25 protein-coding genes are annotated in these 24,195 nt (G+C 64.8%); 17 read left to right on the top strand and 8 right to left on the bottom strand.

Annotated elements, in window-relative coordinates; all coding sequences use genetic code 11:
* The first annotated feature begins 50 nt into the window (after nt 1-50).
* The 7 genes from ybiB (at nt 51) to AC1DHL_RS16875 (ending at nt 4,847) form a co-directional block, all read left to right on the top strand.
* On the top strand, nt 51-992 hold the full coding sequence (ybiB, locus tag AC1DHL_RS16905; RefSeq protein WP_478162705.1) for a DNA-binding protein YbiB: 942 nt from the start codon (nt 51-53) through the stop codon (nt 990-992).
* Complete coding sequence (gene cobA / locus AC1DHL_RS16900; protein WP_478105335.1) at nt 989-1,777, top strand: uroporphyrinogen-III C-methyltransferase; 789 nt, start codon at nt 989-991, stop codon at nt 1,775-1,777. Before ybiB ends, cobA begins: the two co-directional genes overlap by 4 nt.
* Before the next feature lie 37 nt (nt 1,778-1,814).
* Entirely contained in the window at nt 1,815-3,053 is a 1,239-nt protein-coding gene (locus tag AC1DHL_RS16895; protein WP_478162704.1) for a BaiN/RdsA family NAD(P)/FAD-dependent oxidoreductase, read from the top strand.
* A 100-nt stretch (nt 3,054-3,153) separates the two neighbouring features.
* Nucleotides 3,154-3,366, top strand: a complete 213-nt coding sequence (rpsU, locus tag AC1DHL_RS16890) for a 30S ribosomal protein S21 (RefSeq protein ID WP_007833691.1) — start codon at nt 3,154-3,156, stop codon at nt 3,364-3,366.
* A 107-nt stretch (nt 3,367-3,473) separates the two neighbouring features.
* A complete protein-coding gene (locus tag AC1DHL_RS16885) occupies nt 3,474-3,923 on the top strand; it encodes a GatB/YqeY domain-containing protein (RefSeq protein WP_478105339.1) in 450 nt (149 codons plus the stop codon).
* Nucleotides 3,924-3,925: 2 nt separating this feature from the next.
* Nucleotides 3,926-4,381: an NUDIX domain-containing protein gene (locus tag AC1DHL_RS16880; protein WP_478105341.1), complete on the top strand. Its 456-nt coding sequence runs from the start codon at nt 3,926-3,928 to the stop codon at nt 4,379-4,381.
* A gap of 1 nt (nt 4,382) precedes the next feature.
* Entirely contained in the window at nt 4,383-4,847 is a 465-nt protein-coding gene (locus AC1DHL_RS16875; protein WP_478105377.1) for a DUF6314 family protein, read from the top strand.
* Between the two features lie 10 nt (nt 4,848-4,857).
* On the opposite strand, the gene AC1DHL_RS16870 is transcribed toward AC1DHL_RS16875, so the two are convergent.
* From AC1DHL_RS16870 to pmbA, 4 genes are all read right to left on the bottom strand, one after another.
* Nucleotides 4,858-5,451: a biotin transporter BioY gene (locus tag AC1DHL_RS16870; RefSeq protein WP_478105343.1), complete on the bottom strand. Its 594-nt coding sequence runs from the start codon at nt 5,449-5,451 to the stop codon at nt 4,858-4,860.
* A 39-nt stretch (nt 5,452-5,490) separates the two neighbouring features.
* Entirely contained in the window at nt 5,491-6,084 is a 594-nt protein-coding gene (locus tag AC1DHL_RS16865) for an energy-coupling factor transporter transmembrane component T family protein (protein WP_478162703.1), read from the bottom strand.
* Nucleotides 6,077-6,736: an energy-coupling factor ABC transporter ATP-binding protein gene (locus AC1DHL_RS16860; RefSeq protein WP_478105379.1), complete on the bottom strand. Its 660-nt coding sequence runs from the start codon at nt 6,734-6,736 to the stop codon at nt 6,077-6,079. Before AC1DHL_RS16860 ends, AC1DHL_RS16865 begins: the two co-directional genes overlap by 8 nt.
* Before the next feature lie 92 nt (nt 6,737-6,828).
* The gene (pmbA, locus tag AC1DHL_RS16855) at nt 6,829-8,199 is read right to left on the bottom strand and encodes a metalloprotease PmbA (protein ID WP_478162702.1); all 1,371 of its coding nucleotides are present in this window, start codon (nt 8,197-8,199) and stop codon (nt 6,829-6,831) included.
* Nucleotides 8,200-8,257: 58 nt separating this feature from the next.
* Between pmbA and yjgA the strand changes: the two genes are divergently transcribed.
* Nucleotides 8,258-8,914: a ribosome biogenesis factor YjgA gene (gene yjgA / locus AC1DHL_RS16850; protein ID WP_478105349.1), complete on the top strand. Its 657-nt coding sequence runs from the start codon at nt 8,258-8,260 to the stop codon at nt 8,912-8,914.
* Nucleotides 8,911-9,522, top strand: a complete 612-nt coding sequence (mog, locus tag AC1DHL_RS16845) for a molybdopterin adenylyltransferase (RefSeq protein ID WP_478105351.1) — start codon at nt 8,911-8,913, stop codon at nt 9,520-9,522. The genes yjgA and mog overlap by 4 nt, the downstream gene beginning before the upstream one ends.
* Here mog and AC1DHL_RS16840 read toward each other — a convergent pair.
* The 3 genes from AC1DHL_RS16840 to AC1DHL_RS16830 are packed head-to-tail and all read right to left on the bottom strand — an operon-like array spanning nt 9,507 to nt 12,885.
* Nucleotides 9,507-10,943, bottom strand: a complete 1,437-nt coding sequence (locus AC1DHL_RS16840) for an aldehyde dehydrogenase family protein (RefSeq protein WP_478105353.1) — start codon at nt 10,941-10,943, stop codon at nt 9,507-9,509. The genes mog and AC1DHL_RS16840 overlap by 16 nt on opposite strands.
* A gap of 23 nt (nt 10,944-10,966) precedes the next feature.
* Nucleotides 10,967-11,878, bottom strand: coding sequence for a 5-dehydro-4-deoxyglucarate dehydratase (gene kdgD / locus AC1DHL_RS16835; RefSeq protein ID WP_478162701.1), 912 nt, complete (start codon nt 11,876-11,878; stop codon nt 10,967-10,969).
* Nucleotides 11,879-11,910: 32 nt separating this feature from the next.
* Nucleotides 11,911-12,885 carry a Bug family tripartite tricarboxylate transporter substrate binding protein gene (locus AC1DHL_RS16830; protein WP_478162700.1) on the bottom strand — a complete coding sequence of 325 codons (975 nt, stop codon included), beginning with the start codon at nt 12,883-12,885 and terminating at the stop codon, nt 11,911-11,913.
* A 519-nt stretch (nt 12,886-13,404) separates the two neighbouring features.
* Here AC1DHL_RS16830 and AC1DHL_RS16825 point away from each other — a divergent pair.
* Entirely contained in the window at nt 13,405-15,414 is a 2,010-nt protein-coding gene (locus AC1DHL_RS16825; RefSeq protein WP_478162819.1) for a glycoside hydrolase family 28 protein, read from the top strand.
* Nucleotides 15,415-15,518: 104 nt separating this feature from the next.
* A complete protein-coding gene (locus tag AC1DHL_RS16820; protein ID WP_478162699.1) occupies nt 15,519-17,756 on the top strand; it encodes a glycoside hydrolase family 28 protein in 2,238 nt (745 codons plus the stop codon).
* Nucleotides 17,757-17,860: 104 nt separating this feature from the next.
* Here the strand turns inward: AC1DHL_RS16820 and AC1DHL_RS16815 are convergent, their stop codons facing one another.
* A complete protein-coding gene (locus AC1DHL_RS16815) occupies nt 17,861-18,712 on the bottom strand; it encodes a FadR/GntR family transcriptional regulator (protein WP_478105363.1) in 852 nt (283 codons plus the stop codon).
* 163 nt (nt 18,713-18,875) lie between these two features.
* Here AC1DHL_RS16815 and AC1DHL_RS16810 point away from each other — a divergent pair, with 163 nt between their 5' ends.
* The 6 genes from AC1DHL_RS16810 to AC1DHL_RS16785 form a co-directional block, all read left to right on the top strand.
* The gene (locus AC1DHL_RS16810) at nt 18,876-19,712 is read left to right on the top strand and encodes an NAD-dependent epimerase/dehydratase family protein (RefSeq protein ID WP_478162698.1); all 837 of its coding nucleotides are present in this window, start codon (nt 18,876-18,878) and stop codon (nt 19,710-19,712) included.
* A gap of 81 nt (nt 19,713-19,793) precedes the next feature.
* Nucleotides 19,794-20,780 (top strand): TRAP transporter substrate-binding protein, encoded by a 987-nt coding sequence (locus AC1DHL_RS16805; protein WP_478105367.1) that lies wholly within the window; start codon nt 19,794-19,796, stop codon nt 20,778-20,780.
* A gap of 10 nt (nt 20,781-20,790) precedes the next feature.
* Nucleotides 20,791-21,285 carry a TRAP transporter small permease gene (locus AC1DHL_RS16800; RefSeq protein WP_478105369.1) on the top strand — a complete coding sequence of 165 codons (495 nt, stop codon included), beginning with the start codon at nt 20,791-20,793 and terminating at the stop codon, nt 21,283-21,285.
* A complete protein-coding gene (locus AC1DHL_RS16795; protein ID WP_478105371.1) occupies nt 21,276-22,628 on the top strand; it encodes a TRAP transporter large permease in 1,353 nt (450 codons plus the stop codon). Before AC1DHL_RS16800 ends, AC1DHL_RS16795 begins: the two co-directional genes overlap by 10 nt.
* Before the next feature lie 2 nt (nt 22,629-22,630).
* Nucleotides 22,631-23,641, top strand: a complete 1,011-nt coding sequence (locus AC1DHL_RS16790) for a lactonase family protein (RefSeq protein WP_478162697.1) — start codon at nt 22,631-22,633, stop codon at nt 23,639-23,641.
* A 12-nt stretch (nt 23,642-23,653) separates the two neighbouring features.
* A partial coding sequence (locus AC1DHL_RS16785; RefSeq protein WP_478162696.1) for a UxaA family hydrolase occupies nt 23,654-24,195 on the top strand: 542 nt, incomplete at its 3' end.

The following is a 24,195-nucleotide window of genomic DNA, read 5'->3' as shown; positions in this document are numbered from 1 at the left end:
TAAGCGCACCCCCATTGCGGCATAAGTCATGCGGGACAATCCGGCCACCTATGGGAATCAGCCAATACATCAAGGAAATCGGTCGCGGCGCGCGCGGTGCGAAGCCGCTCGACCGTGAGCAAGCCCGCGACCTCTTCGGCCAGGTGCTCGACGGCACGGTGACCGATCTGGAGGTGGGCGCCTTCTGCCTCGCGATGCGCATCAAGGGCGAGACGCCGGAAGAAATGGCGGGCTTCCTCGACGCGACGCATGCCCGCCTCGATCGCTTTCCGGCGACCGACCGGCCGCTGGTGGTGCTGCCCAGCTACAACGGCGCGCGTCGGCTACCGGTGCTCACGCCGCTGCTCGCCTTGCTGTTGGCGCGCGAAGGCCTGCCAGTCGTGGTGCATGGCGCGGCCACGGAATCGACGCGCGTCCTGGCTTCCAACGTGCTCGCAGCGCTGGATGTGCCCGCGCTGCGGGCCATCCGGCCCATCGGCAATGGCGAGGTCGTCTTCGCGCCCACAGAACTGCTGTCGCCCGGCCTCAAGCGACTCCTCGACGTGCGCCGTGTCGTCGGCCTGCGCAATCCCGGCCACAGCGTGGTCAAGCTGATGCAACCGAGCGTGGGCGAGTGCGTGGTGGTCGGCAGCTACACACACCCTGAATACTCGCGATCCATGGCCGCGACCTTCGAACTGATGGGCATGACCGCCCTGCTCTCACGCGGTCTGGAGGGCGAGAGCGCAGCCGACCCGCGCCGCACCGCGCAGGTCGACGGATTCGTGCACGGCCGGCACATCGCGTTGCAGGCGCAGCAGCCTGGCACGCAAACCGAGGTGCCTGGCCTGCCCACCGAAATCGACATCGCAACCACGACGGCCTACACGCGCCGCGTACTGGTCGGCGAAGCGCCGGTGCCGGACGCCATCGCGCAACAGGTGGCGCAGATCGTGCAATTGGCACAGCTGGCACAGGCGGCGCAAAAGACGCCAGAGACGGAGACCCCATGAGCACCCCTTCCCATCACGGCAGTTGCACCCTGGTCGGCGCAGGCCCCGGTGATCCTGAACTGCTCACCATCAAGGCGGTCAAGGCCATCCAGGCAGCGACAGTGCTGCTGGTCGACGACCTGGTCAACGAAGAGATCCTGGCCTATGCGCGACCTGGCGCACGCATCGTGCATGTCGGCAAGCGCGGCGGTTGCCGGAGCACGCCGCAAGCGTTCATCGAGCGGCTCATGATCACTGCCGTTCACGAAGGCGAGACCGTCGTACGCCTCAAGGGTGGCGACCCCTTCATCTTCGGACGCGGCGGCGAAGAGGTCGAGCACCTGCGAGAAGCCGGCATCGAGGCGCGCGTCGTCAACGGCATCACGGCCGGACTGGCCGCTGTCACCGCGCTCGGCGTGCCGCTCACGCACCGCGACCACGCACAGGGCGTGGTGTTCGTCACCGGCCACGCGAAGACGGGGCATTCAGCCGGTGAGCACCCGACCGACTGGCGCCAGCTCGCCACCACGGCGCGCGATGCGCGCCTCACGCTCGTGATCTACATGGGCGTCACGGGCGTTGCGCACATCCAGAACGAGTTGCTTCACGGCCTCCCCGCCGAAACGCCGGTGGCGGTGATCCAGCACGCGAGCCTGCCGCAGCAAAGGCACATCACGACCACGCTGGCCTGCCTGCGTTCGGACCTCGCCAACGCCGGCCTCGCGAGCCCGTCCGTGATCGTCGTGGGCGATGTGTTGCAGGGCCTGGCTGCGGTCGGGACTTCAGTGACCCGCTTCGGCACTTGATGGCGGTCGAATCCATTCAGATCGCAGGCGGCGGGCGTTGAGTTCGTTCGACGCCATCGTCATCGGTGCGGGCGCTGCCGGCCTGTTCTGCGCCGCCCTGGCGGGCCAGCGCGGCCTGAAGGTGCTGCTCCTCGACCACAACGAGCGCATCGCCGAGAAGATTCGGATTTCCGGCGGCGGACGCGCCAACTTCACTAATCGCGATCTGGACGTGCGTGCGCCACAGCGGCACTTCATCGGCGACAACCCCAACTTCTGCCGCTCCGCCCTTTCCCGCTATGGGCCGCAGCAGTTCATCGATCTCGTCCAGGGGCACGGCATTGCCTTTCACGAAAAGCACAAGGGTCAGCTCTTCTGTGACGGCCCGTCGCAGCAGATCATCGACATGCTGCTGGCCGAGTGCAGCGCCGGAGGCGTCGCGCATTGGCAACCGTGCGGCGCCGGCGCCATCGCCCACACCGACGATGGCGGCTACCAGATCGAGACCCGTCGCGGCGCAGTGCGCGCGCCACGACTCGTGATCGCTACCGGCGGGCTTTCCATCCCCCAGATCGGCGCCAGCGACTTCGGGTACCGGATCGCGACGCAGTTCGGCCTGCGCGTGGTCACGCCCCGGCCCGCGCTGGTTCCGCTCACTTTCGGTGGCGAAGGTTGGGAGCCCTATGCCGGACTGGCCGGCCTCGCCTTGCCCGTGCGGATCGAAACCGGCAGCAAGAAGGAACGCATGAGCTTCGTCGAAGACCTGCTCTTCACGCATCGCGGACTGTCCGGTCCGGCCGTGCTGCAGATTTCGACCTACTGGCGCGCCGGCGCACCACTCACGATCGATTTCGCGCCGGGCATCGATGTCGCCGGCGCCCTCGCTGAAGCCAAGCAACGGTCGCGCAAGCGAATCGGCAATGAACTTTCCACGCTGGTGCCCTCGCGCCTTGCGGACGCGTGGGTCGACCAGGACCCGGCCCTGCAACGCCCCATCAATGAAGCCGCCGATCGCGCACTGGCGGCGCTGGCCGACCGGATCGCCCGCTGGCAAATCACACCAAGCGGAACGGAAGGTTACAAAAAGGCCGAAGTCACGGCGGGTGGTGTCGACACGCGCGATCTCTCGTCGCAAACCATGGAATCGAAGCAGCCTGGGTTGTATTTCATCGGCGAAGTGGTCGATGTCACCGGCTGGCTGGGCGGATACAACTTTCAGTGGGCCTGGGCCAGTGCGCATGCCTGCGCGCAGGCACTGGCGCTGGATCACAAAGCTGACGCTATAATGCCCGGCTAACTTTGGCCTCCCCTCAACGGCCTACTCCATTTTCAGTTGAGGAACCCCGGCCAGGGGCCCGATCTTCCCCAGGCCAAATTCAACAGACCCAATTTTTTAAATGACCACCATCCGCGTAAAAGAAAACGAGCCGTTCGACGTCGCGCTGCGCCGCTTCAAGCGCACCATCGAAAAGCTCGGCCTGCTGACCGACCTGCGTGCCCGCGAGTTCTACGAAAAGCCGACCGCCGAGCGCAAGCGCAAGAAGGCAGCCGCCGTCAAGCGCCACTACAAGCGCGTGCGCAGCATGCAGCTCCCCAAGAAGCTGTACTGATCACCCGCAGCGCTGGCCCATGCCAGCGTCCGGTTCAGCCGCTTCCGAGCCGCGCCAGGAATACCTGCCGCGGCTTTTTGTTTTTTGACCGCCAACGAAAGCCAGCCATGAGTCTCAAGGACCAGATCACCGAAGACATGAAGACCGCGATGCGCGCCAAGGACTCAGAGCGCCTGGGCACCATCCGCCTGCTGCTTGCAGCCATGAAGCAGAAGGAAGTCGACGAGCGCGTGGAGCTCGACGATGCCGCCGTGGTCGCGATCGTCGACAAGCTGGTGAAGCAGCGCAAGGACTCGGTCGCCGCGTTCACGCAGGGCGGCCGCACCGATCTCGCCGACAAGGAAGCCGCCGAGATCAAGGTGCTGGAGGTCTACCTGCCACTGCGCATGAGCGCCGACGAAGTGGCCGTTGAAGTGAAAGCCATCGTTGCCGAACTCGGCGCCAAGGGCCCGGGCGACATGGGCAAGGTCATGGGCGTGGTCAAGACGCGCCTTGCAGGCAAGGCCGACATGGGCCAGGTCAGCGCTGCCGTGAAGGCCGCGCTCTCGGGCGCCTGAGCGTGACAGTGCGTCCCGTCCTCAAGGCCTGCGCCTGCCTGGTGGACGATCGGGGCCGGCTCCTGGTCTTCCACCATCCCGAGGACCGGGGCATGCAGTTGCCCAAGGGCACCATCGAGCCCGGCGAAGCGCCGGAAGACGCCGTGCGCCGCGAATTGCTGGAAGAGTCCGGCATTAACTACACCGGCGATTTACTTTCGCTCGGGACCATCGACCGCTTTTGCGAAGCCGGCATCGAAGGCAACAGGCACCGGCATCCCCAGCTGTGGCACCTATTCCTGCTGCGCTCGCAAGGGGTGTTGCCTGAGACCTTCGACCACGTTGCCTCGGGGAGCCCGGAAGAAGACGGGCTCATCTTCAGCTTCAGCTGGTTGTCGCACGACGCGCCGCTCGATTCGTTCGCAGAGCCCTACGTCCGGACGATCACCAAAGTCCGGCAGCGCCTCGCCCTTGCGTAGTGTGACCAAGGACCTGCGGACCCGTTGGGGCGGTGTGGACGCCCTCTTCGATGGGCTGGAAGGTGCCTGGGATCTGAGGCGAACCATCGAAAGCCAGGCAACGATGACGGGCATCGCCGAGTTCAGGCGTCACGACCCCAACACGCTGGGATACCGCGAAGAAGGCCGCGTCCAGCTTTCGGACGGCAAGGGGTTCGACGCGCACCGCGAATATCGCTTCGAGCGCGCCCCACACGGCTTCCTGGTGTTCTTCGCCGAAGAGCCGCCCAGGCTCTTCCACCGTATCGAGCTCATCCGCGATCGCGATGCGCTCGCCGGCTCGGCCACGCACCTGTGCGCGCCCGACGTCTACGACAGCGACTACCGCTTTCTGGCCGACGGGACCTTCGTCATCTGCCACACGGTACGCGGCCCGCGCAAGGACTACGTTTCAACCACCGTATTCAAACGGCGCGCAGTCCGCTAGCGCATTCGCGTCAATCACGCCCGAGCCGCCAACTCGGCATGCCGCGCATCACGGTCTGCACGACCATGGCGCAGATGCCGCACTTGACCAGGTCGCCAGGAATGAAGATCAGCATGGCCAACGCCGCCTGCGACAGCGACATGTGCGCGACCCATGAAAGTCCCACGATACCGAAGGCATAGACCACAGCGATCCCACCGATCACCGAAGAAAAGAAGGTGACTGCAAGCACGCCGGTACCCGTGGTGCTGCGCAGGCGAGGCACCAGCAGTCGCATCAGCAGGCCGCAAATGAAAGCGCCAAACATCCAGCCGAACAGGAAGCCCGACGTCGCGCCGACGAACACTGAGAAGCCGCCACGCCCGCCCGGCAACAGAGGCAGGCCCAGCGCCACCGCGAGCAGGAACAGCGCGATCGCGAGAAACCCCCGGCGCGGCCCGAGCAGGCAGCCCGCCAGCATCACACCGAGCGACTGCAGCGTGATGGGCACGCCAAACGGCAGGTCAATTTTCGGAATCAGGCCAAGCACCGCCATCAGCGCTGCGAACAGCGCGACGTAGGCGAGGGAGCGAGAAGATGAGGTGGCAGGAGTTGTTGCGGTCATAAAGTTTGATGGAAGTGGATTTCGAGAGAGTTCGATGGCTCACCTGCCGAGTCGCGCCGCCAAGGCATCGGCCACGCGATCTGCGGTCTGGAGGGTGCGGATGGTCAGCGGCGCCAGCAGTCGCAGACCGCCGCCGCGGCCGGTGCGGGCGCGGTGGGCATCGTCGAGCCGCTGCCATTGAACGTAGAAGTTCTCGGCGAAGCGCAGCATCAGGCCCAAGCCGAGCGCGACACGCTCGGTCGGTACGCCGAAACGCTTCAAAGGGCGCATGACGGCCTCCATCACCGCCAGCAAGTCCTCGAAGCGCGTAGTCAGCGTGAGCATCAGCGCGAGCGTGGCCGCGCTCGCGAGCCGCAAGGCGCTCACTACACCTTGCACGGTTGTGCCAAGCGCCCAGTGAAAGATGACGATCAGCCCCCCGGCAATGGCCACGCCGCCCAGCATGCGCACCCGGCGCCACGCGGGGGTCCCGAGCGAGGCGAAGACCAACAGCACCACCGCGCAGGCGGCGAACAGGTACACAGGCCGCTCGACCAGCACCAGCATCGTGCCGCAGACCGACAGCACCGCGAGCTTGACCCATGCCGGGACCGCATGCATCCAGGTGCTCTGCGCCGAATAGAGGCTACGCATGGCTGCCCCGATCCGCCTCGGCGCGCTCGCGCACGTAGGCCGCGTACGCTTCGCAGACCTCGCGCCCCGGACCGTCGGCGCGCACACGACCCTCATCCAGCCACAGCACACGCTCGAAACCATGCACGTGCTCGAGCAGATGGGTCGATACGATGATCTGCTGCGGAGACGCTTCGAGCTGCGCGGCGAGCCGCGCCTGACTCGGCAGATCGAGGCTCGAGAAGGGTTCGTCGAGGAGCAGCGTGGCCGGTTCACTGATCTGCAGAGCCAGCAGACACACCTGCTGCCGCTGGCCCTGGCTCAGTTCGCCGACGGCGCGCCCGGCCCAGGCCGACAACCCACGCCCGGCAAGGAAGTCGAGCACCCGCTGCCGCGCCGCCTGGCGCGTTTCTCCAAGCGCCGTGAGGCTGAAGGTCAGTTCCTCGGCCACGGTCGGAAAGATGATCTGGTCGTCGGGGTTCTGGAACATCAGCCCGACGTGCCCCGGCGATTCGCGGCCGGGGACGACAACGCGGCCCTGCTTTGGCTGGTCGAGCCCGCTGATCAGGCGAAAGAGGCTACTCTTCCCGGCGCCGTTGTCGCCGATCAAGCCAATTCTTGATTCCTGGAGGTTCAGCGTCAGACCTTCGAAGACCCGCTGATGGCCACGCATCAGCGTGACGCCCTCGATGCGGATACCGCCATTCGCGCCGCCTTCGGACAGGGTCGCCCGTCCCGCTGGGCAGGCATCACCAAGCGCCAAGCTCAGCTCCCCGCCACCTTCATCCGGTTGATGAGCAGCGAACCGGTCGTCTTGGCGCCGTAGTTGTAGGCGTCGGCACCGACGGCCTCGATGCCCATCAACATTTCCTTGAGGTTGCCGGCGATGGTGATTTCCTGCACCGGGAAGGCGATCTTGCCCTTTTCGACCCAGAACCCGCTCGCGCCGCGCGAGTAGTCGCCGGTCACGTAGTTCACGCCCTGCCCCATCAGTTCGATCACGAACAGCCCCGTGCCGAGTCTGGCGAGCATCGATTCGAGATCGTCCTCCTTCTGCGTGAGTCGGGACGTCAGCGTGAGGTTGTGCGACCCGCCGGCATTTCCGGTGGTCTTCATGCCCAGCTTGCGGGCCGAATAGGTGCTCAGGAAATACCCCTCCAACCGCCCGGCATCGACCAGCTTGCGCTGGCGCGTGATCACGCCTTCATCGTCGAAGGGCGAACTGCCCTTGCCGCGCAGGACGTGGGGATCCTCGACAACATCGATGTGCGAGGGCAGCACGGGCTTGCCCAGCGAATCGAGCAGGAAGGTGCTCTTGCGGTACAACGCACCGCCGCTGGTCGCCTGCACCAGCCCACCGAGCAGACCGGCTGCCAGCGGGGACTCGAACAGCACCGGGCACTGGGTCGTTTTGATCTTGCGCGACTTCAGGCGGCTCAGTGCGCGTTCGGCGGCATAGCGCCCGACGGCCTGCGGGCTCGCGAGTTCGTCGGCGGAACGCATGGAGCTGTACCAGGCGTCACGCTGCATGTCGTCGCCCTTGCCGGCGATCGGTGCTACCGAAATCGAATGGCGCGAACTGGCGTAGCCGCCGCGAAATCCCCTCGTGTGGGCGCTGAAGAAATGGCTCTGCTGCGCCGAGACGCCCGCCCCTTCGCTGTTGGTGATGCGCTTGTCCGTCGTCAGGGCGGCGGCTTCGCACTCCAGCGCAAGCGTGGCAGCCCGCTCGCTGGTGATGTCCCAGGGATGGAACAGATCGAGGTCGGGGTGTTCCTTGGCGATGTCGGCCTCGTCAGGCAGCCCGCTGACGGGGTCTTCGGCCGTGAAGCGGGCGATGTCGTAGGCCGCCTGGACGGTCTGCGCCACGGCCGTGTCGGAGAAATCGGAAGTGCTGGCGTTTCCGCGCCGGTGTCCGACATAGACGGTGACGCCCAGCGACTTGTCGCGGTTGCGCTCGACGTTTTCGAGTTCCCCCTTGCGCACCGAGACGCTCAGGCCGCAGCCCTCGGAGGCCTCGGCGCCGGCATCCGTCGCCCCGAGCTTCTTGGCGTGCGCCAAGGCCGAGTCGACCAGGTTTTCGAAGAAGGAGCGGCTATAGGCGAAGCCGGAATCGGCGCGCGAAGATGGTGTGGTCATGTGTTGGCTATGATACTTGCGCCCTCCGTTCTCCATGGTGCGGCCAACGATTGCATCTATGTCCCGCAAACCCAAAAAAGGCTACTTCGTCCGCGGCCAGTTCGTCGCCGAAGGCAGCGAACTCGACCTCGAGCTCAAGCGCGAGCTCAAAGGCACCGACGCGGCGAGCAAGACCGATCTCAAACGCGAAAGCGCCGAACTCCAGGCACTGGGTGAAGACCTGCTGACGCTGCGCGCCGGTCTCTTCGACAAGCTTGATTTGAGCGACAAGCTCAAGGACGCGGTCGAAGATGCCAAGCGAATCACCAATTTCGAGGGCAAGCGTCGCCAGATGCAGTTCATCGGCAAGCTGATGCGCGGCCTGGATGCCTCGGCGATCGACGCGATTCGCGCCGCGCTGGACGAACAAAACCGCGCCCCCGCCGCAGAAACCGCCGCCCTGCACGAAGCCGAGCGCTGGCGCGACCGCCTGATCGCCGACGACGACGCCCTGGGCGGCTGGATCGAAACCCATCCCGGCACCGACGCCCAGCAGCTTCGTGCCCTCGTGCGCCAGGCGCGCAAGGACATCAAGGCCGGCCCGCCCGGCGAAGCGCCTCGCCAAGCCAAGGCCTACCGGGATGTCTTCCAGATCGTTCGCGAGCAGTTGCGCGTGCACGGCACCGCCGACCACGCCGCCGAGGCTGCCGAACAGGTGCGCGAGGAAGATTCGTGACCACTTCCCCCGTTTTCGACCCGGTCCGCATCGGCATCGTCTCGATCAGCGACCGCGCATCGAGCGGCGTCTACGAAGACAAAGGCCTGCCCGCGTTGAAGGAATGGCTGCAGGGCGCGCTGCGCAACCCCATCACCTTCGAGTCGCGCCTGATTCCCGACGAAAAAGCCGGCGTCAGCGCGGCGCTGATCGAATTGGTCGACGCAGGATGTTCGCTGGTCCTCACGACCGGCGGAACGGGGCCGGCCCTGCGCGACGTGACGCCGGAAGCCACGCTCGCCGTGGCCCACAAGGAAATGCCGGGCTTCGGCGAACAGATGCGTCAGATCAGCCTGCGCTTCGTGCCGACGGCCATTCTTTCCCGGCAGGTCGCGGTGATCCGCGACCGGAGCCTGATCATCAACCTGCCGGGCCAGCCCAAATCGATCGCCGAGACGCTCGAAGGGCTGAAGAATGCCGACGGATCGCAGGCAGTGCCGGGCATCTTCGCGGCAGTGCCCTATTGCGTCGACCTGATCGGCGGCCCCTATCTGGAAACGAACGACGCAGTCTGCAAGGCGTTCCGCCCCAAGACCGCAATCCGTCCGCCCCGTCAGGCCAACGTATAGGCAGTCTTCACCGTGGTGAAGAACTCCTGCGCGTAGCGGCCCTGCTCGCGCGGGCCGTAGCTCGATCCCTTGCGACCGCCGAACGGCACGTGGTAGTCCACCCCCGCGGTCGGCAGGTTCACCATCACCATCCCCGCCTGGCTGTGGCGCTTGAAGTGCGTCGCGTACTTCAGGCTCGTGGTCGCGATGCCCGCCGACAGGCCGAACTCGGTGTCGTTGGCCGTCGCCAGCGCTTCCTCGTAGTTCTTCACCCGGATGACGCTCGCCACCGGCCCGAAGATCTCTTCCTTGTTGATGCGCATCGACGCCACAGATTCGCTGAACAGCGCCGGCGACATGTAGAAGCCTTCGGTGTCGAGCTTGAGCCGATCACCGCCCGCGGCGAGCGTAGCGCCTTCGGACTGGCCGATATCGATGTAGTCCAGGTCCTGGCGCAGCTGGCTCTCGCTGGAGACCGGGCCGATGTCGGTGCCCTGCGCCAGCGCATCGCCGACCTTGATCTTCGCCATGCGGGCCTTCATCGCCTCGATGAACTTGGGATAGATGCCCTCGGTGACGATCAGCCGGCTGGACGCCGTGCAACGTTGGCCAGTGGAATAGAACGCGCTCTGCACACTGAGCTCGACCGCCTGGTTCAGGTCGGCGTCGTCCAGCACGACCTGCGGGTTCTTTCCGCCCATCTCCAACTGCACCTTCTTGTGCTTTGTCGCGCACTGCACGGCAATGTGACGGCCGACGCCGACCGAACCGGTAAAGCTGATGGCATGGATGCCCGGGTGGTTGACCAGCGCATCGCCGATCACGCTGCCGCGACCCATCACCAGATTGAACACCCCCGCCGGGATCCCCGAGCGGCTGATGATCTCCGCCAGCGCCCAGGCGCAGCCGGGCACCAGATCGGCGGGCTTGAGCACCACGCAGTTGCCGAAGGCCAGCGCCGGGGCGATCTTCCATGCGGGAATCGCGATCGGAAAGTTCCAAGGCGTGATGAGCCCGACGACGCCCACCGGTTCGCGTGTGATCTCGACACCGATGCCGGGGCGCACCGAGGGAATCACTTCGCCCGACAGGCGGAGGCATTCGCCGGCGAAGAACTTGAAGATCTGGCCGGCACGGGTGGCTTCGCCGATGCCTTCGGCCTTGGTCTTGCCTTCTTCGCGGGCGAGCAGGGTGCCGAGTTCTTCCTTGCGCGCAAGGATCTCGTTGCCGATCTTGTCGAGCGCTTCGGAGCGCGCCTGGATGCCGCCGGTGGACCAGGCGGGGAAAGCTGCAGTGGCAGCCGCGACCGCAGCGTCCACGTGGGTCGCGTCGCCCTGCGTGTACTGGCCCAGCACGTCGGCCAGGTTGCTCGGGTTGGTGTTCGCGCTATAGCTGGCGCCGGCCAGCCATTCGCCGTTGATGAGGTTGTCGAAATTCTGCATGGCAGGCACCTTGATGGTTATGTTTACTGCGGGCCGAGCTTTGCGATCAACGCGGCGAGCGCTTCGTATTCGTCGGACTTCAGATCGGTCAGCGGCGTGCGCACCGGGCCGGCGTCATGTCCGACGATCTTCGCGCCGGCCTTCACGATGCTCACGGCGTAGCCCTGGCCCTTGTTGCGAATCTCGAGGTAGGGCATGAAAAAGTCCTTGAGCAAGCGATGTTGCGTCGCCATGTCGTCCTTTGCAACCGCCTCGTAGAACGCCATCGCGGTCTTCGGAATGAAATTGAAGACGGCCGAGGAATACACCGGCGTGCCCAGTGCCTTGTAGGCCGCGGCGTAGACCTCCGCGGTCGGTAGACCACCCAGATACGCAAAGCGGTCGCCCATGCGCAGATGGATCGAACTCATGAGTTCGATGTTGCCGATGCCGTCCTTGAAGCCGACCAGGTTCGGGCAACGTTCGGCCAGCTTTTCGAGCGTGTCGGGAAAGAGCTTGCTGGCGCCGCGGTTGTAGACGATCACGCCGAACTTCACGCTCTTGCACACGGCTTCGACGTGTGCGGCCAGGCCTTCCTGGCCCGCCTCGGTGAGGTAGTGCGGCAGCAGCAGCACACCGTGCGCACCGGCCTTCTCGGCCGCCTGCGCGCACTGGATGGCAAAGCGGGTCGGACCGCCCGCGCCCGCGATGATCGGCACCTTGCCGCGGCAGGTCTCGACGGCCGTCTTGATGATTTCGGGGAACTCGTCGCCTGTCAGCGAGAAGAACTCGCCGGTGCCGCCTGCGGCGAAGAGCGCGCTGGCACCGTAGGGCGCCAGCCATTCGAGGCGCTCGACGTAGCCCTTCTTGTCGAAATCGCCGTTCGCGTCGAAGTCGGTCAGCGGAAACGACAGCAGGCCGGAGCCCATGATGGATTTGAGTTCTTGGGGGTTCATGTGAGTGAGGTGGGAGGAAAAAGAAATCCCGATCAGTCGAGCTTGATCTGGGCTGCAGAAACGACCGTGGCCCAGCGCGAGCGCTCTTTTTCGAAGAACTGCTCCTGCTCGGCAGGGGTCATGGTCACGACTTCCGCGCCTTGTGCGGCCAGGCGTGAGCGGATGTCGGCGGAACGGATGATCGTGATCAGTTCCTTGTTGAGACGCTGTACCAGCGCATCCGGTGTGCCGCGCGGGGCGAGCACGCCCTGCCAGGTGCCGGATTCGAAGCCGGGCACGCCCTGCTCGGCGATGGTCGGTACTTCGCCGATCAGCGGCATGCGCGTCGCCTTGGAGACGCCCAGCACCTTGAGCTTGCCGCTCTGCACATGAGGCAGCGTCGCGAGCATGCCGTTCATCAGCACCTGGGTCTGGCCGCCGACTGTGTCCTGCACGGCCTGTACGCCGCCCTTGTAAGGCACGTACTGCCAGCGCGCGCCGCTTGCGCGTTCGAGCGCTACGCCGGCGAGGTGCGGCGCACTGCCGGTGGCGGTCACGGCGAAATTCAGTTCCGTCTTCTTCGACAGCGCGACCAGTTCCTTGAGGTTGTTGGCCGGCACCGAGGGATGCACCACGAGCAGGTGCGGCGAATAGGCGAGCATGGTCACGCCGCGCAGGTCCTTCGACGGGTCGAAGGACAGCTTCGTGTAGACCGAGGGACTGATCGCCAGCGCCCCCACATCGCACAGCAGCAGCGTGTAGCCGTCGCCGGGCGCTTTCGCGACCAGGTCGGCGCCCAGGTTGCCGTTGGCGCCTGCCCTGTTCTCGACGATGACCGACTGCTTCAGCGCCACGGACAGGGGCTGGCTGACGGAGCGGGCAATGATGTCCGACGACCCCCCCGGCGGGTAGGGAACGACGATGCGGATGGGCTTTGAGGGCCAGGTATCAGCGGCCTGCGCGCCGCCGGCGGCCATCAGGCCGCCGCCGAGGGCGCCGATCATGAGATCACGTCGATTCAGGGCCATGTCTTATGTCTCCGGTGGGAATGGATGCGAGCGACGCGATGGCGAAGCCGTCATTCCGGTCGTCATCGGTTATCGTATAACTTGTTGAAGGCCGTGTCCAGCCCTCCGAATCGTCGGACAAGTCACAAGGGACGCCAAATACTCCCTTCTTCCCCCGAAACACACCCGGGTTTGCCCTCAGGCCGCTCGTCGTCGATCCCGTTGACAGCCTTCTGACTTGTGCAAATAATCGCCTCCACTTGTAGGACAACCGATAACTAATAACTACAGACGGAGACATCAATGGGCCGATTCCTTCTCGCCAGCCGGCACGCGCCGCTCAGATCGCCACCTCTCGGCCCCTGCCGCCGATAGCCGGCCGCCTCCGTTTCCCCGTCAGCTTCCTTCTTCCGCTCAAGCGAACGGCTTGCGGCTGCACTTCCCCACCACCTCGCATCACCACGAAACGACAGGAGATCCATGAAAAAGCTTCGCACTGAATTGACGGAATCGATCGCGCCGGCGTCCACGCCACAAGGCATGCGATCGCCCGGACGACGGGCGTTCATCGCAATGGCCAGCGCGTCGGCCGGCGCCACGTTGCTGAGCGCCTGCGGCGGCGGTGGCAACGGCACGGGATTCTTCCCGCCCGCATCGGGATCAACTCCGACGGGCACCACCACCCCGCCGACGAATCCGGCGCCGGTCGAGCCACCAGCCGATCCGATCTGGGGGCCAGCCGGCCTCGGCACGCAGATCATCGACTCGCTCAAGGGCGTCAACCAATCGATGTTTGCCAGCCGCGACTTCCTGGTCACCGACTACGGCGCGCAGCCGTGCAGCACGGTGCCGGCGCCCAGCCCCTACACCGACCCGACCAAGTCGCTGCTCAGCGTCGGCGCCGACACGACGCACGCGCCGAGTTCTTTCGATTCGCGACCGGCCTTCCTGGCCGCCATTGCGGCGTGCAACGCCGCCGGCGGTGGCCGCGTCGTCGTTCCATCGGGGACGTGGTATTGCGCCGGCCCGATCGTGCTGAAGAGCAATGTCAACTTCCACCTGAGCCAGAACTGCACGATCTATTTCAGCCCCGATCCGGCCGACTATGCCAAGGACGGTCCGATCGATTGCGGTACCAACGGAAAGCTGTTCTACGGCCGCTGGCAGGCAAACGATTGCCTGAACTTCGGCGCACCCATCTACGCGCGAAACGAGAAGAACATCGCCGTCACCGGCGAAGGCGACACGTCCGTCTTCAACGGGCAGGCCATGACGCCCTTCACGGGCACAGGCAACACCAGCACCTGCTGGTGGACTTTCAAGGGCACCAGCGGCGCCTATGGCTTTGTCAATGCCACCACGACCCCATCGCAGGCCAGCAACAACACCCTCAACGTCGACCTCCGCACCGCGGCGCCGGGCATTTCCGATGCGCTCTACACCCTGCTGACCAATCCGGTCACACCATGGCAGCAAGACCAGAACTACCTTCCGGCGCTGTCGGAAGCCGGTGTGCCGATCGAGCAGCGGATCTTCGGCAAGGGTCACTACCTGCGCCCGTGCATGGTCGAATTCCTGGGCTGCACCAACGTGCTGATGGAGGGCTACCAGACGCAGAACACGCCTTTCTGGCAGCACAAGCCCACCGACTGCACGAACGTGGTGATCCGCAAGGTCACCGTCAACAGCATCGGCCCCAACAACGACGGCTTCGATCCCGACGCCTGCGACAACGTGCTGTGCGAGGACGTCGTGTTCAACACCGGCGACGACTGCATCGCGATCAAGTCGGGCAAGAACCTCGACAACGAATACGGCTCCGCGAAAAACCACGTCATCCAGAACTGCACCATGAACAGCGGCCACGGCGGCATCACGCTGGGCAGCGAAATGGGCGGCGGCGTCGAGAAGATCTATTGCCGCAATCTCGCCATGCTCAATGAGTTCTGGGCCACGAACTCGCTCAACATCGCGATCCGGATCAAGACCAACATGAACCGGGGCGGCTTCGTCAAGGACTTCTACGTGGACGGCGTGACGCTCCCCAATGGCGTCAGTCTCACTGGCGCGGGTTACGGCAGCAGCCTGCTGCCGGGAAGCCCCATCAACGGCAATGTCCCCATCGGGGTGAGCACACCGGCGAACAGCAACCCCTCGGCCTCGCAGGGCGGGATCATCACTTTCGACTGCGACTACCAGCCGTCGAAGGATGCCATCCGCACGCGTCCGGCATTGCTGCAGAACATCAACATCTCCAACGTCGTCGCGAAGAACGTGACGCTGGCTGGCAGCACCGGTTCATGCTTCCAGGCCATCGTGGCACAGGGCCCGGTGGCCTTCGACTACAACGGCCCCGCTCCGACGCCTGCCGTGCCTGCCATTCAGGGGGTGAGCATCGTCGACTGCGATTTCGGCAGCCCCATGGCGGCGGGTCCCGCGAGTGCCACCGTGCCGGGTCCGATCTACGCCTACAACGTGCACGACATCACGCTCACGAACACGTTGATTGCAGGCAAGGCGTACAACACGACCGTCACCGACCCGCGTTGAGACAAAGCGTTCCGTCCCCGCTGGTCAGTGCCGGGAAGCGCCGCGTCGATTCGACGCGGACCGCCGAACGCGCTCAGGCCGGCCTTCTTCAAAAAGGTAGCCCCATGACATTGCAAAAATCAAAGACGGCCGCCCTGCAGCCGATCACACGCTGGATGCTGCCGCTCGCAGCGGCGGCCGTGCTTGCGGCCTGCGGCGGAGGCGGCAGCAGCGGCGGTGCATTCTTGCCGTCGGCGAGCAGCCCCGCGACCACGCCCACGGCCGCTCAATCCGTCGACTCGTCGCAATCGGCGAATCCGACCAAGCCCAAGGTCTTCCAGGTGGGCACCACGACCTTCGACTCCGACCTGCCTGCCGAACCGACCCTGCCGACCGACGCGCAGGTCTGCGCCACGCTGGAAGCGAGCAACACGCTCGTCCGTCGTCCGGACGGCGCCCTGCCGCCGGAGGCCGACCCGTCCACCCCGGGCGTGGCTGTTGCCGTCAACGTCGCCACGGCCAATCCTGACCAGGCACGCATCCAGGCCGCCCTCGATGCCTGCGGCGCCGCGGTCAACACAGCCGTCGGCTCCGCCATCCTGGCGGCCGACGCCACGGCAACCGCCGACCAGAAGGCCGCCGCGCTGCCGAACATCAATATCGCTGGCGCATCGGGCGAAGAACTCGCCAAGCCACAGTACAAGGCACCCCAGTTCGCCGTCCGCCTGGTCGCCAACAAGAGCGGCCCCGGCAATGGCTTCATCTCGGGACCGCTGACGCTGCCCTCGGGCGTGACGCTGTGGATCGACAAGGGCGCCACCTTGTACGCGACGCGCGACGTCATGGCCTACATGCCCAAGAACGCAACGACCGGCTTGCCTACCACCTATTGTGCGAACACCGCGGTCAGCGCAACGAAGGCGGGCAGTTCGGGCAACTGCCTCCCGCTGATCGGCGGCGACTACACGGTCAACTCGGCCGTCGTCGGCGAAGGCAGCATCGACAGCCGCGCTTATGCGGAGATCGTGACATCCAACCCGCTCTATCCACTGATGAAGGTCGACCTGAGCTGCTCCAACACCTACGTCAACTTCGCTGCCGGCACCAAGGCGGCCGACGGCACCCCCTGCGACAACGGCGGGACCGTTGTCGATTCGAAGTCGTCGACCCGCAACATGACCTGGTGGGACCTGGCCTACCTTGGCAACATGGTGCAGAACGGCACCACGGGTTTCGGTTCGCAGTCGAACTTCCGGATGATGGTGTTCAACTACGCGAAGAACCTGACGCTCTACAAGGTCAGCCTGAACAACAGCGCCAACTTCCATGTGGTGCCGAGCGGCGTGGACGGCCTGACGATCTGGGGCGTCAAGGTGCAGACGCCGACGCTGGCGGCCTTCGCCAACCCGGCGGGCAACGGCAATCCGCTGTACACGGGCCAGACCTTCAACGCAGACAACGTCAAGAACACCGATGCCTTCGATCCAGGCTCGGCATCGAGCGCCAAGTCGAACGCCCTGACGACGGGAAGCACGACCGCATCGGCCAGCAAGATGTCCTTCGACGGTTACCTGAAGAACTTCGTCTTTGCCTACAACTACGTCAGCACCGGGGATGACGACATCGCCCTCAAGGGCAGCAACAACCCCAACGCGGTGGGCTTCGGCATCGACGGCAACCGCGGCAAGCGCAGTGATCGCGCCTACGGTATCGTCATCGCGCACAACCACATCTACTGGGGCCACGGCATCTCGATCGGCAGCGAGACCAACGCGGGCGTGACCAACGTCCAGGTCTACGACAACTCGTTCGTGAATTCGGAAGAAGGGCTGCGCATCAAGTCCGACTACGCACGCGGCGGCGAGGTGAGCAACATCTCGTACAAGAACATCTGTATCCAGAATGCGCAGAATGCCCTGCTGTTCACGCCCTACTACAGCACCAAGGCGCTTCCGGCCGGCGGCCCGAAGGTGCCGAACTTCCACGACATCGAGTTGAGCAATGTGCGCATCCTCGGCGAAGGGAACGTCAAGCTGCAAGGCTTTGCCGCGAACACCGGCGGCTACTTCACGCCGACCACCGCCTATCCGACAGGCTACCTGCCCGCCTACCCGCTGGTCATGACGATGAAGGATGTGGTTGCGGACACGCCGTCGCAGATCGCGGTGACCGCATCGGACGCCAACCTGACGCTGGACGGCGTCAACCTGCCGATCTTCGCGTCGACCGCCAACCGGATCGTGCTCAACGGTGAAGCCACGGAAAAGGTCAAGCCGGATCAAGTGCTCGACTGCAGCCAGGCCTTTGTCGATTTCCCGGCCATCGGCGCATCGAATCCGTTCGGGACCCACTGGGCACCCTGAGCGCGAACGCCCCATGACAATGGCCGACCGGCATTCGCCGGTCGGCCATTTGCGTATCAGGTTGTCATACAACTTGGCAAGAACTTGTCTTGCCGTGTCGGAATTCAGAGGGGGGCCGGGCTCTCCGCTTGCGCGCCTTCTGCACCGCTCTTCGCGGCCTCCTGGGCGATGCGCAGGCGCTCTCGGCTGTTGGTCAGGTGGATGCGCATGGCCGCGCGTGCAGAGTCGGGGTCCTGGCGGGCAATCGCTGCGTAGATCTCCTCGTGCTCCCGATTGACGCGGCTCAGGTATTCCCCGCCCTGCTCATGCTTGCGGATGGCGTTGATGCGGGTTCGCGGGATGATCGCGGTCCCCAGGTGCGCCATGATGTCCGCGAAGTACGGGTTGCCCGTCGCCTGCGCGATCTGCAGATGAAAGCGGAAGTCAGCCGGGACGGTGTTGCCCGCCTGCGCCATGTTGGTTTGAAATTCGTCGAGCGCCTCGCGCATCGCGAGCAGTTGCTCATCCGTGCGACGTGTCGCTGCCAGGCCGGCAGATTCCGTCTCGAGACTGATGCGGAATTCGAGCACCGCCAGGACGTCCACCGAAGTCGCGACGTCGCCCGGCTCGAGGCGGAACATCCCGCCCGCACGCGGCTGCAGCACGAAGGTGCCGACGCCGTGATGGGTCTCGACCAAGCCGGCCGCCTGCAATTTCGACAACGCCTCTCGGACCACGGTGCGACTGACGCCGAAGGCCTGCATGATTTCGGACTCTGTCGGAAGCTTGTCGCCCGGACGCAGCGCGCCGTCGCGAATCTTCACCGTGAGGTCTTCAACCAGCGTGTGCGCCAGGCCGCGGGATCGCTGCCGTGGTCGCCCCACGAAGGCGTCACCGGGCAAGACAGTGCCCGCACTGCCGACCGATGTGACAGGCGAAGCCTGAACCAAGGGATTACCCGGAGTCAACGGTTGCATGGCACGATCATAATCCGATTGCGTTGTACGACAACATATAAGTTACATCTCCTCAAACCTATGATCATTGCGCAATTCGACAACCGGCGCTACCCGTGCCGGTCTCGCTTACCGCGTAATCGTTCCCGATTTCAATTCACGCAAATCCGCTGAGGACGCTTCCATGCAAACGAATTCCGGCCCTGAATCCAGAAGGCCCTCACCCAAACTCGGTCGCCTGTTGCTGACAGGCGCCGCCGGCGGTCTGGGCAAAGTGCTGCGCGAGCGGCTTCGCCCCTATGCCGACGTGCTGCGCTTGTCTGACGTCGCTACGCTCGCAACCGCGCAAGGTTCCTTCGAGGAAACCGTCCCCTGCAACCTGGCAGACAAGGCCGCCGTCGATGCGCTCGTCGCCGGCTGCGACGCCATCGTTCACCTGGGCGGCGTCTCGGTCGAGCGGCCTTTCGAGGAGATCCTCGAAGCCAACATCAAGGGTGTCTTCCACATCTACGAGGCAGCGCGCAAGCACGGCGTGAAGCGCGTCGTGTTCGCCAGTTCCAACCACGTGATCGGCTTCTACAAGCAGACCGAGCACCTCGACACGCACGCACTGCGCCGGCCCGACGGCTACTACGGCCTGTCGAAGTCCTTCGGCGAGGACGTGGCGCAGTTCTACTTCGACCGCTGGGCCATCGAGACCGTGAGCATCCGCATCGGCTCCTCGTTCCCGGAACCCGCCAATCGCCGAATGATGAGCACCTGGCTCAGCTACGGTGACCTCACCAACCTGATCGAGAAGTCGCTCTTCACGCCTGACGTGGGGCACCTCGTCGTCTACGGCGTGTCGGCCAACCGTGACGTGTGGTGGGACAACAGCGCTGCAGCCGCAAGGCTCGGCTTCGTGCCAAAGGACAGCTCCGAGGTGTTCCGCGACAAGGTCGAGGCGCAGCCTCCGGTCGCGCCCACCGATCCGAACGCCATCTACCAGGGCGGCGCCTTCACCGCCCAGGGACCCTTTTGATTTCGAGTAAGTAAGTCAGTAAGCCAGAAACCCGCAAGTTCGCATTTTTTCCAGACCTTGATCACAAACAGAGGAAGAGACATGAAGACTCCAAACCGCAAGCTTCTCAGCGTCATCGCCACCGCCGTTCTTTCGCTCGCCGCCGTGCACGCGCAGGCACGCGATTTCCGTTCCGCGGAAGTCCACGCGAAGGATTTCCCGACCAACATGGCGGTCAAGTACATGAGCGACCAGTTGTCGGCAGCAACCGACGGCAAGGACAAGATCAAGATCTTTGCCGACAGCTCGCTGGGCTCCGAGAAGGACACGGTTGAACAGGTCAAGATCGGCGCGCTCGACATGGTGCGCGTCAGCAGCGCCTCGTTCCACGGCATCGTGCCCGAGTCGGTCATTCCGTCGCTGCCCTTCCTGTTCCGCGACATCGACCATTTCCGCAAGGTGATGTACGGCCCGACCGGCGACAAGATCCTCGCCGCCTTCGACAAAGCCGGATTCGTCGGCCTCGCCTTCTACGAGAGCGGGGCGCGCTCTGTGTATGCCAAGAAGCCGATCAAGAATGTGGCCGACATGAAGGGCGTGAAGATTCGCGTGCAACCTTCCGACCTGATGGTGAGCCTGGTGAGCGCAACCGGCGCATCGCCGACGCCGATGCCGATCGCCGAGGTCTACACCGGCCTCAAGACCGGCCTGGTGGATGCCGCCGAGAACAACTACCCGTCGTACGAAGAGGCCAAGCACTTCGAGGCCGCTCCCGTGTACTCCGAAACCATGCACGTGATGACGCCCGAAGTGCTGGTGTTCTCCAAGAAGATCTGGGACACCCTGCCGAAGGAAGAGCAAGCCCAGATCCGCAAGGCCGCCAAGGAATCCATCCCCTACTACGTGAAGCTCTGGGAACCGCGTGAGAAGGACGCCAAGGCAGCAGTCATCAAGGGCGGCGCAAAGATCGTCCCGGCATCCGAGATCGACCGCAAGGGGTTTGTCGCGGTCGAGAAGCCTGTCTGGGACAAGTTCGCCACCACGCCCGAGCTGAAGGCGCTGGTACAGGAAATCGTCGACACCAAGTGACGTTTCCGCGATGACCTTGCTAACCCAACTGAACGCGAGGCTGTCGCGCTGGGCGATGTACTTCGCGTGCATCTGCCTGGTGGGCCTGCTGAGCGTGGTCGTCTACGGCGTGGTGCTTCGCTACGCCTTCAATGACGCACCCGCTTATGTAGAACAAGTGGCACTGCTGCTGGTGGTCTCGGTCGCCATGTTCGGCGCTTCCGCAGGAGTGCGGGACGCCGGGCACATCGGCCTGGATTCGCTGGTGAAGGCCCTGCCCCCCAAGGGGCAGTTCTGGTGCAAGGTCGTCGTCTACGTCCTGACCATCGCCTTCGCCGTTGCCCTGTTCTTCGGCGGCGTGGAAATGGCTGTGTCCACACGTGACACCACCATTCCCACGCTCGGCATGTCCGAAGCGGTTCGCTACTTGCCGGTTCTCGCCGCAGGCGTGCTCATCACGCTGTTCTCCCTCGAGCACCTCGTTTCCCAATTTTCCGGCCACGAGGTCGTCCCATCATGGCATTGACGCTGCTGTCTCTCGGTTTCCTGGTGTTCCTGGTCCTCGGGATGCCCGTCGCCTTCGCGATCGGGTTGAGCTGCCTCCTGACCTTTGCCTACGAGGGCCTGCCCTTCGAGACGGCGATCCAGATGATGGTCTCGGGCATGAACGTGTTCTCGTTCCTGGCCATCCCCTTCTTCATCTTCTCGGGCGAGCTGATGCTGCACGGCGGCATCGCGGACAAGATCGTCGCGTTCGCGCGCAGTCTCGTCGGCCACTGGAAGGGTGGTCTCGGCCTGGCCAACGTGGTGGCGTCGACGCTGTTCGGCGGCGTCTCGGGCTCGCCGGTCGCCGACACCTCGGCCATGGGCGGCGTGCTGATCCCGGTCATGAAGAAGGAGGGCTACAGCGCTGCCTACGCGGTCAACGTCACCACGCACGCATCGCTCTCGGGCGCGCTGATGCCGACGTCGCACAACATGATCATCTACGCCTTCGCAGCGCAAGCCGCTGTGGGCGAGATCGCCGGGCACGTCATCAAGGGCGTGTCGATCGGCGACCTGATGTTCGCGGGTCTGATCCCGGTCTTCTGGATCATGGTCTGCATGCTGGTCGCAGCCTACTGGCAAGCCGCCAAGTACGGCTATCCGAAGCGTGCGGACGGCAGCACGATGGTCGAGCGCTTTCCGGGCTGGGGCACCGTGGTGCGCACCTTCATCGCGGCGATTCCGGGGCTGATGGTGATCTTCATCATCCTGTTCTGCGTGATGGAGGGCATCACCACGGCCACCGAGGCTGCGGCGATCGCAGTGACCTATTCGCTGATCCTGACCGTCATCGTCTATCGCACGATGACGAGGCAGAAGCTGCTCAAGTCGCTGGCCAAGGCCTCGAAGACGACGGGCGTGATCCTGCTGCTGATCGGCGTGTCGAACATGCTGCGCTACCAGATGGCGTACCTGGAGATCCCCGACACGATCGAAGCCGCGCTGCTGGCTGCGACCACGACGCCGTGGATCATGCTGCTGTACATCAACATCATCCAGATCTTCCTGGGTGTGTTCCTGGACATGGCCGCGCACATCCTGATCACCACGCCGCTGTTCCTGCCGCTGGCCATCCAGATGGGCGTGGGCCCGGTGCAGTTCGGGATGATGCTGCTGCTCAACTGCGCGCTGGGCCTCGTGCACCCGCCGGTGGGCACCGTGCAGTTCATCGGTTGCGCCATCGGGAAGATCTCCATCGGGGAGGCCACCAAGACAGCGTGGCCCTACTACCTGGCGATCTTCATCGCGATCACGCTGGTCACGTATGTGCCTTCGTTCTCGACCTGGCTGCCGGCGATCATCAACGGCCACCCGGTGTTCTGACGATGTTCTGCGTCTACGTTTCCAACGCCGAGAGCGGCGACATCAGCGTGCTGCACCTGGACCCGCGCCAACGGGCGCTCGTTCCGGTGCAGAACGTGCCGGTCGGCGGGGAGGTGATGCCGCTCGCATTGAGCCCCGATCGCCGCCGCCTCTATGCGGCGCGGCGATCGGAACCTCGCGAGGCATTGAGTTTCGCGATCGATCCCAAGAGTGGCCAGCTCACGTCACTCGGCGCCGCGGCGCTGCCGCACAGCATGGCGTACATCGCGACCGACCGCGAAGGCCGCTATCTGTTCAGCGCCTCTTACGGCGGCAACCAGATTGCCGTCAACACCATCGACGCGAACGGCGTCGTGCAGGCGACGCAGCAAGTGCTGCCGACCGGCCCGAACGCGCATGCGATCCAGGCTGATCCGTCGAACCGCTTCGTCTTCGCGAGCACGCTGGGCGCCGGTGTCGTCGTGCAGCTTCGCTTCGATGCAGCCACCGGTCAACTGACCCCCAACACACCGCCGACGCTGCAACCGCATGCGTCGGCCAGCCCCCGCCATTTCGTCTTCAGCGGCGACTCGCGCTTCGTCTACCTGCTCAACGAGCTTGATGCAGCCATCGACGTTCTCGCGTTCGATTCGGCCAGCGGCACGCTGCGCACGCTGCAGACCATCAGTTCATTGCCGCCCGGCTTCAGCGGTGACCCGTGGGCGTCCGACCTGCACCTCACGCCCGACGGCCGCTTTCTCTACAGCAGCGAACGACGCTCCGACACGATCGCCGCCTTCAAGGTCGACGCCGCGAGCGGTGCGCTCACGCTCATCGGCCACGTGCCGACCGAATCGCAGCCGCGCGGCTTCAACATCACGCCCGACGGCCGCTTTCTGATCGCAGCCGGCCAGCGTTCGCACCAACTGCGCCTGTACGAGATCGACACGCAGGCCGGCTCGCTGCACGCCCTCGCCGAATATCCCGCCGGCCGCGGACCCAACTGGGTCGAGAGCATCATGCTCGACAGTTGATCGAGAACCTACATGTCATCCACGACCGATCGTCCACCGCTCTACATCACCATGCACGATCGCGACAACGTCGCGATCGTGGCCAATGACGGCGGCTTGCCCGCCGGCACCGTTTTCCCTTCCGGACTGACACTGCGCGAGAAGGTCCCTCAGGCGCACAAGGTCGCGCTCGTCGACATTCCGGAAGGTGGTGAAGTCCGTCGCTACAACGTCACCATCGGGTATGCGCTGAAGGACATCGCCGCCGGCAGTTGGGTGCACGAGCGACTGCTCAAGATGCCCGCGGCGCGCGAACTCGAAGGCTTGCCGATCGCGACCGTCAAGCCGCCCGAGATGCCGCCGCTGGAGGGCTACACCTTCGAGGGCTTTCGCAATCCGGACGGTTCGGTCGGCTCGCGCAACATCCTCGCGATCACGCAGACCGTGCAGTGCGTGGCGGGCGTCACCGAGTTCGCGGTGCAACGCATCAAGGCCGAACTGCTGCCGAAGTTTCCCAACGTCGATGACGTCGTGGCGCTGGAGCACACCTACGGCTGTGGCGTGGCCATCGACGC

Source organism: Variovorax sp. 10L426, from assembly GCF_056395305.1.
This window is presented reverse-complemented; position numbering and strand designations above follow the sequence as displayed.

Excerpts from the sequence above, each read along its gene's own strand:
- ybiB (WP_478162705.1), top strand. The coding sequence starts at position 51 with ATGGGAATCAGCCAATACATCAAGGAAATCGGTCGCGGCGCGCGCGGT.
- cobA (WP_478105335.1), top strand. The coding sequence starts at position 989 with ATGAGCACCCCTTCCCATCACGGCAGTTGCACCCTGGTCGGCGCAGGC.
- rpsU (WP_007833691.1), top strand. The coding sequence starts at position 3,154 with ATGACCACCATCCGCGTAAAAGAAAACGAGCCGTTCGACGTCGCGCTG.
- AC1DHL_RS16885 (WP_478105339.1), top strand. The coding sequence starts at position 3,474 with ATGAGTCTCAAGGACCAGATCACCGAAGACATGAAGACCGCGATGCGC.
- AC1DHL_RS16870 (WP_478105343.1), bottom strand. The coding sequence starts at position 5,451 with ATGACCGCAACAACTCCTGCCACCTCATCTTCTCGCTCCCTCGCCTAC.
- AC1DHL_RS16865 (WP_478162703.1), bottom strand. The coding sequence starts at position 6,084 with ATGCGTAGCCTCTATTCGGCGCAGAGCACCTGGATGCATGCGGTCCCG.
- AC1DHL_RS16860 (WP_478105379.1), bottom strand. The coding sequence starts at position 6,736 with ATGCGTGGCCATCAGCGGGTCTTCGAAGGTCTGACGCTGAACCTCCAG.
- pmbA (WP_478162702.1), bottom strand. The coding sequence starts at position 8,199 with ATGACCACACCATCTTCGCGCGCCGATTCCGGCTTCGCCTATAGCCGC.
- yjgA (WP_478105349.1), top strand. The coding sequence starts at position 8,258 with ATGTCCCGCAAACCCAAAAAAGGCTACTTCGTCCGCGGCCAGTTCGTC.
- AC1DHL_RS16840 (WP_478105353.1), bottom strand. The coding sequence starts at position 10,943 with ATGCAGAATTTCGACAACCTCATCAACGGCGAATGGCTGGCCGGCGCC.
- kdgD (WP_478162701.1), bottom strand. The coding sequence starts at position 11,878 with ATGAACCCCCAAGAACTCAAATCCATCATGGGCTCCGGCCTGCTGTCG.
- AC1DHL_RS16830 (WP_478162700.1), bottom strand. The coding sequence starts at position 12,885 with ATGGCCCTGAATCGACGTGATCTCATGATCGGCGCCCTCGGCGGCGGC.
- AC1DHL_RS16825 (WP_478162819.1), top strand. The coding sequence starts at position 13,405 with ATGCGATCGCCCGGACGACGGGCGTTCATCGCAATGGCCAGCGCGTCG.
- AC1DHL_RS16820 (WP_478162699.1), top strand. The coding sequence starts at position 15,519 with ATGACATTGCAAAAATCAAAGACGGCCGCCCTGCAGCCGATCACACGC.
- AC1DHL_RS16815 (WP_478105363.1), bottom strand. The coding sequence starts at position 18,712 with ATGCAACCGTTGACTCCGGGTAATCCCTTGGTTCAGGCTTCGCCTGTC.
- AC1DHL_RS16810 (WP_478162698.1), top strand. The coding sequence starts at position 18,876 with ATGCAAACGAATTCCGGCCCTGAATCCAGAAGGCCCTCACCCAAACTC.
- AC1DHL_RS16805 (WP_478105367.1), top strand. The coding sequence starts at position 19,794 with ATGAAGACTCCAAACCGCAAGCTTCTCAGCGTCATCGCCACCGCCGTT.
- AC1DHL_RS16800 (WP_478105369.1), top strand. The coding sequence starts at position 20,791 with ATGACCTTGCTAACCCAACTGAACGCGAGGCTGTCGCGCTGGGCGATG.
- AC1DHL_RS16795 (WP_478105371.1), top strand. The coding sequence starts at position 21,276 with ATGGCATTGACGCTGCTGTCTCTCGGTTTCCTGGTGTTCCTGGTCCTC.
- AC1DHL_RS16790 (WP_478162697.1), top strand. The coding sequence starts at position 22,631 with ATGTTCTGCGTCTACGTTTCCAACGCCGAGAGCGGCGACATCAGCGTG.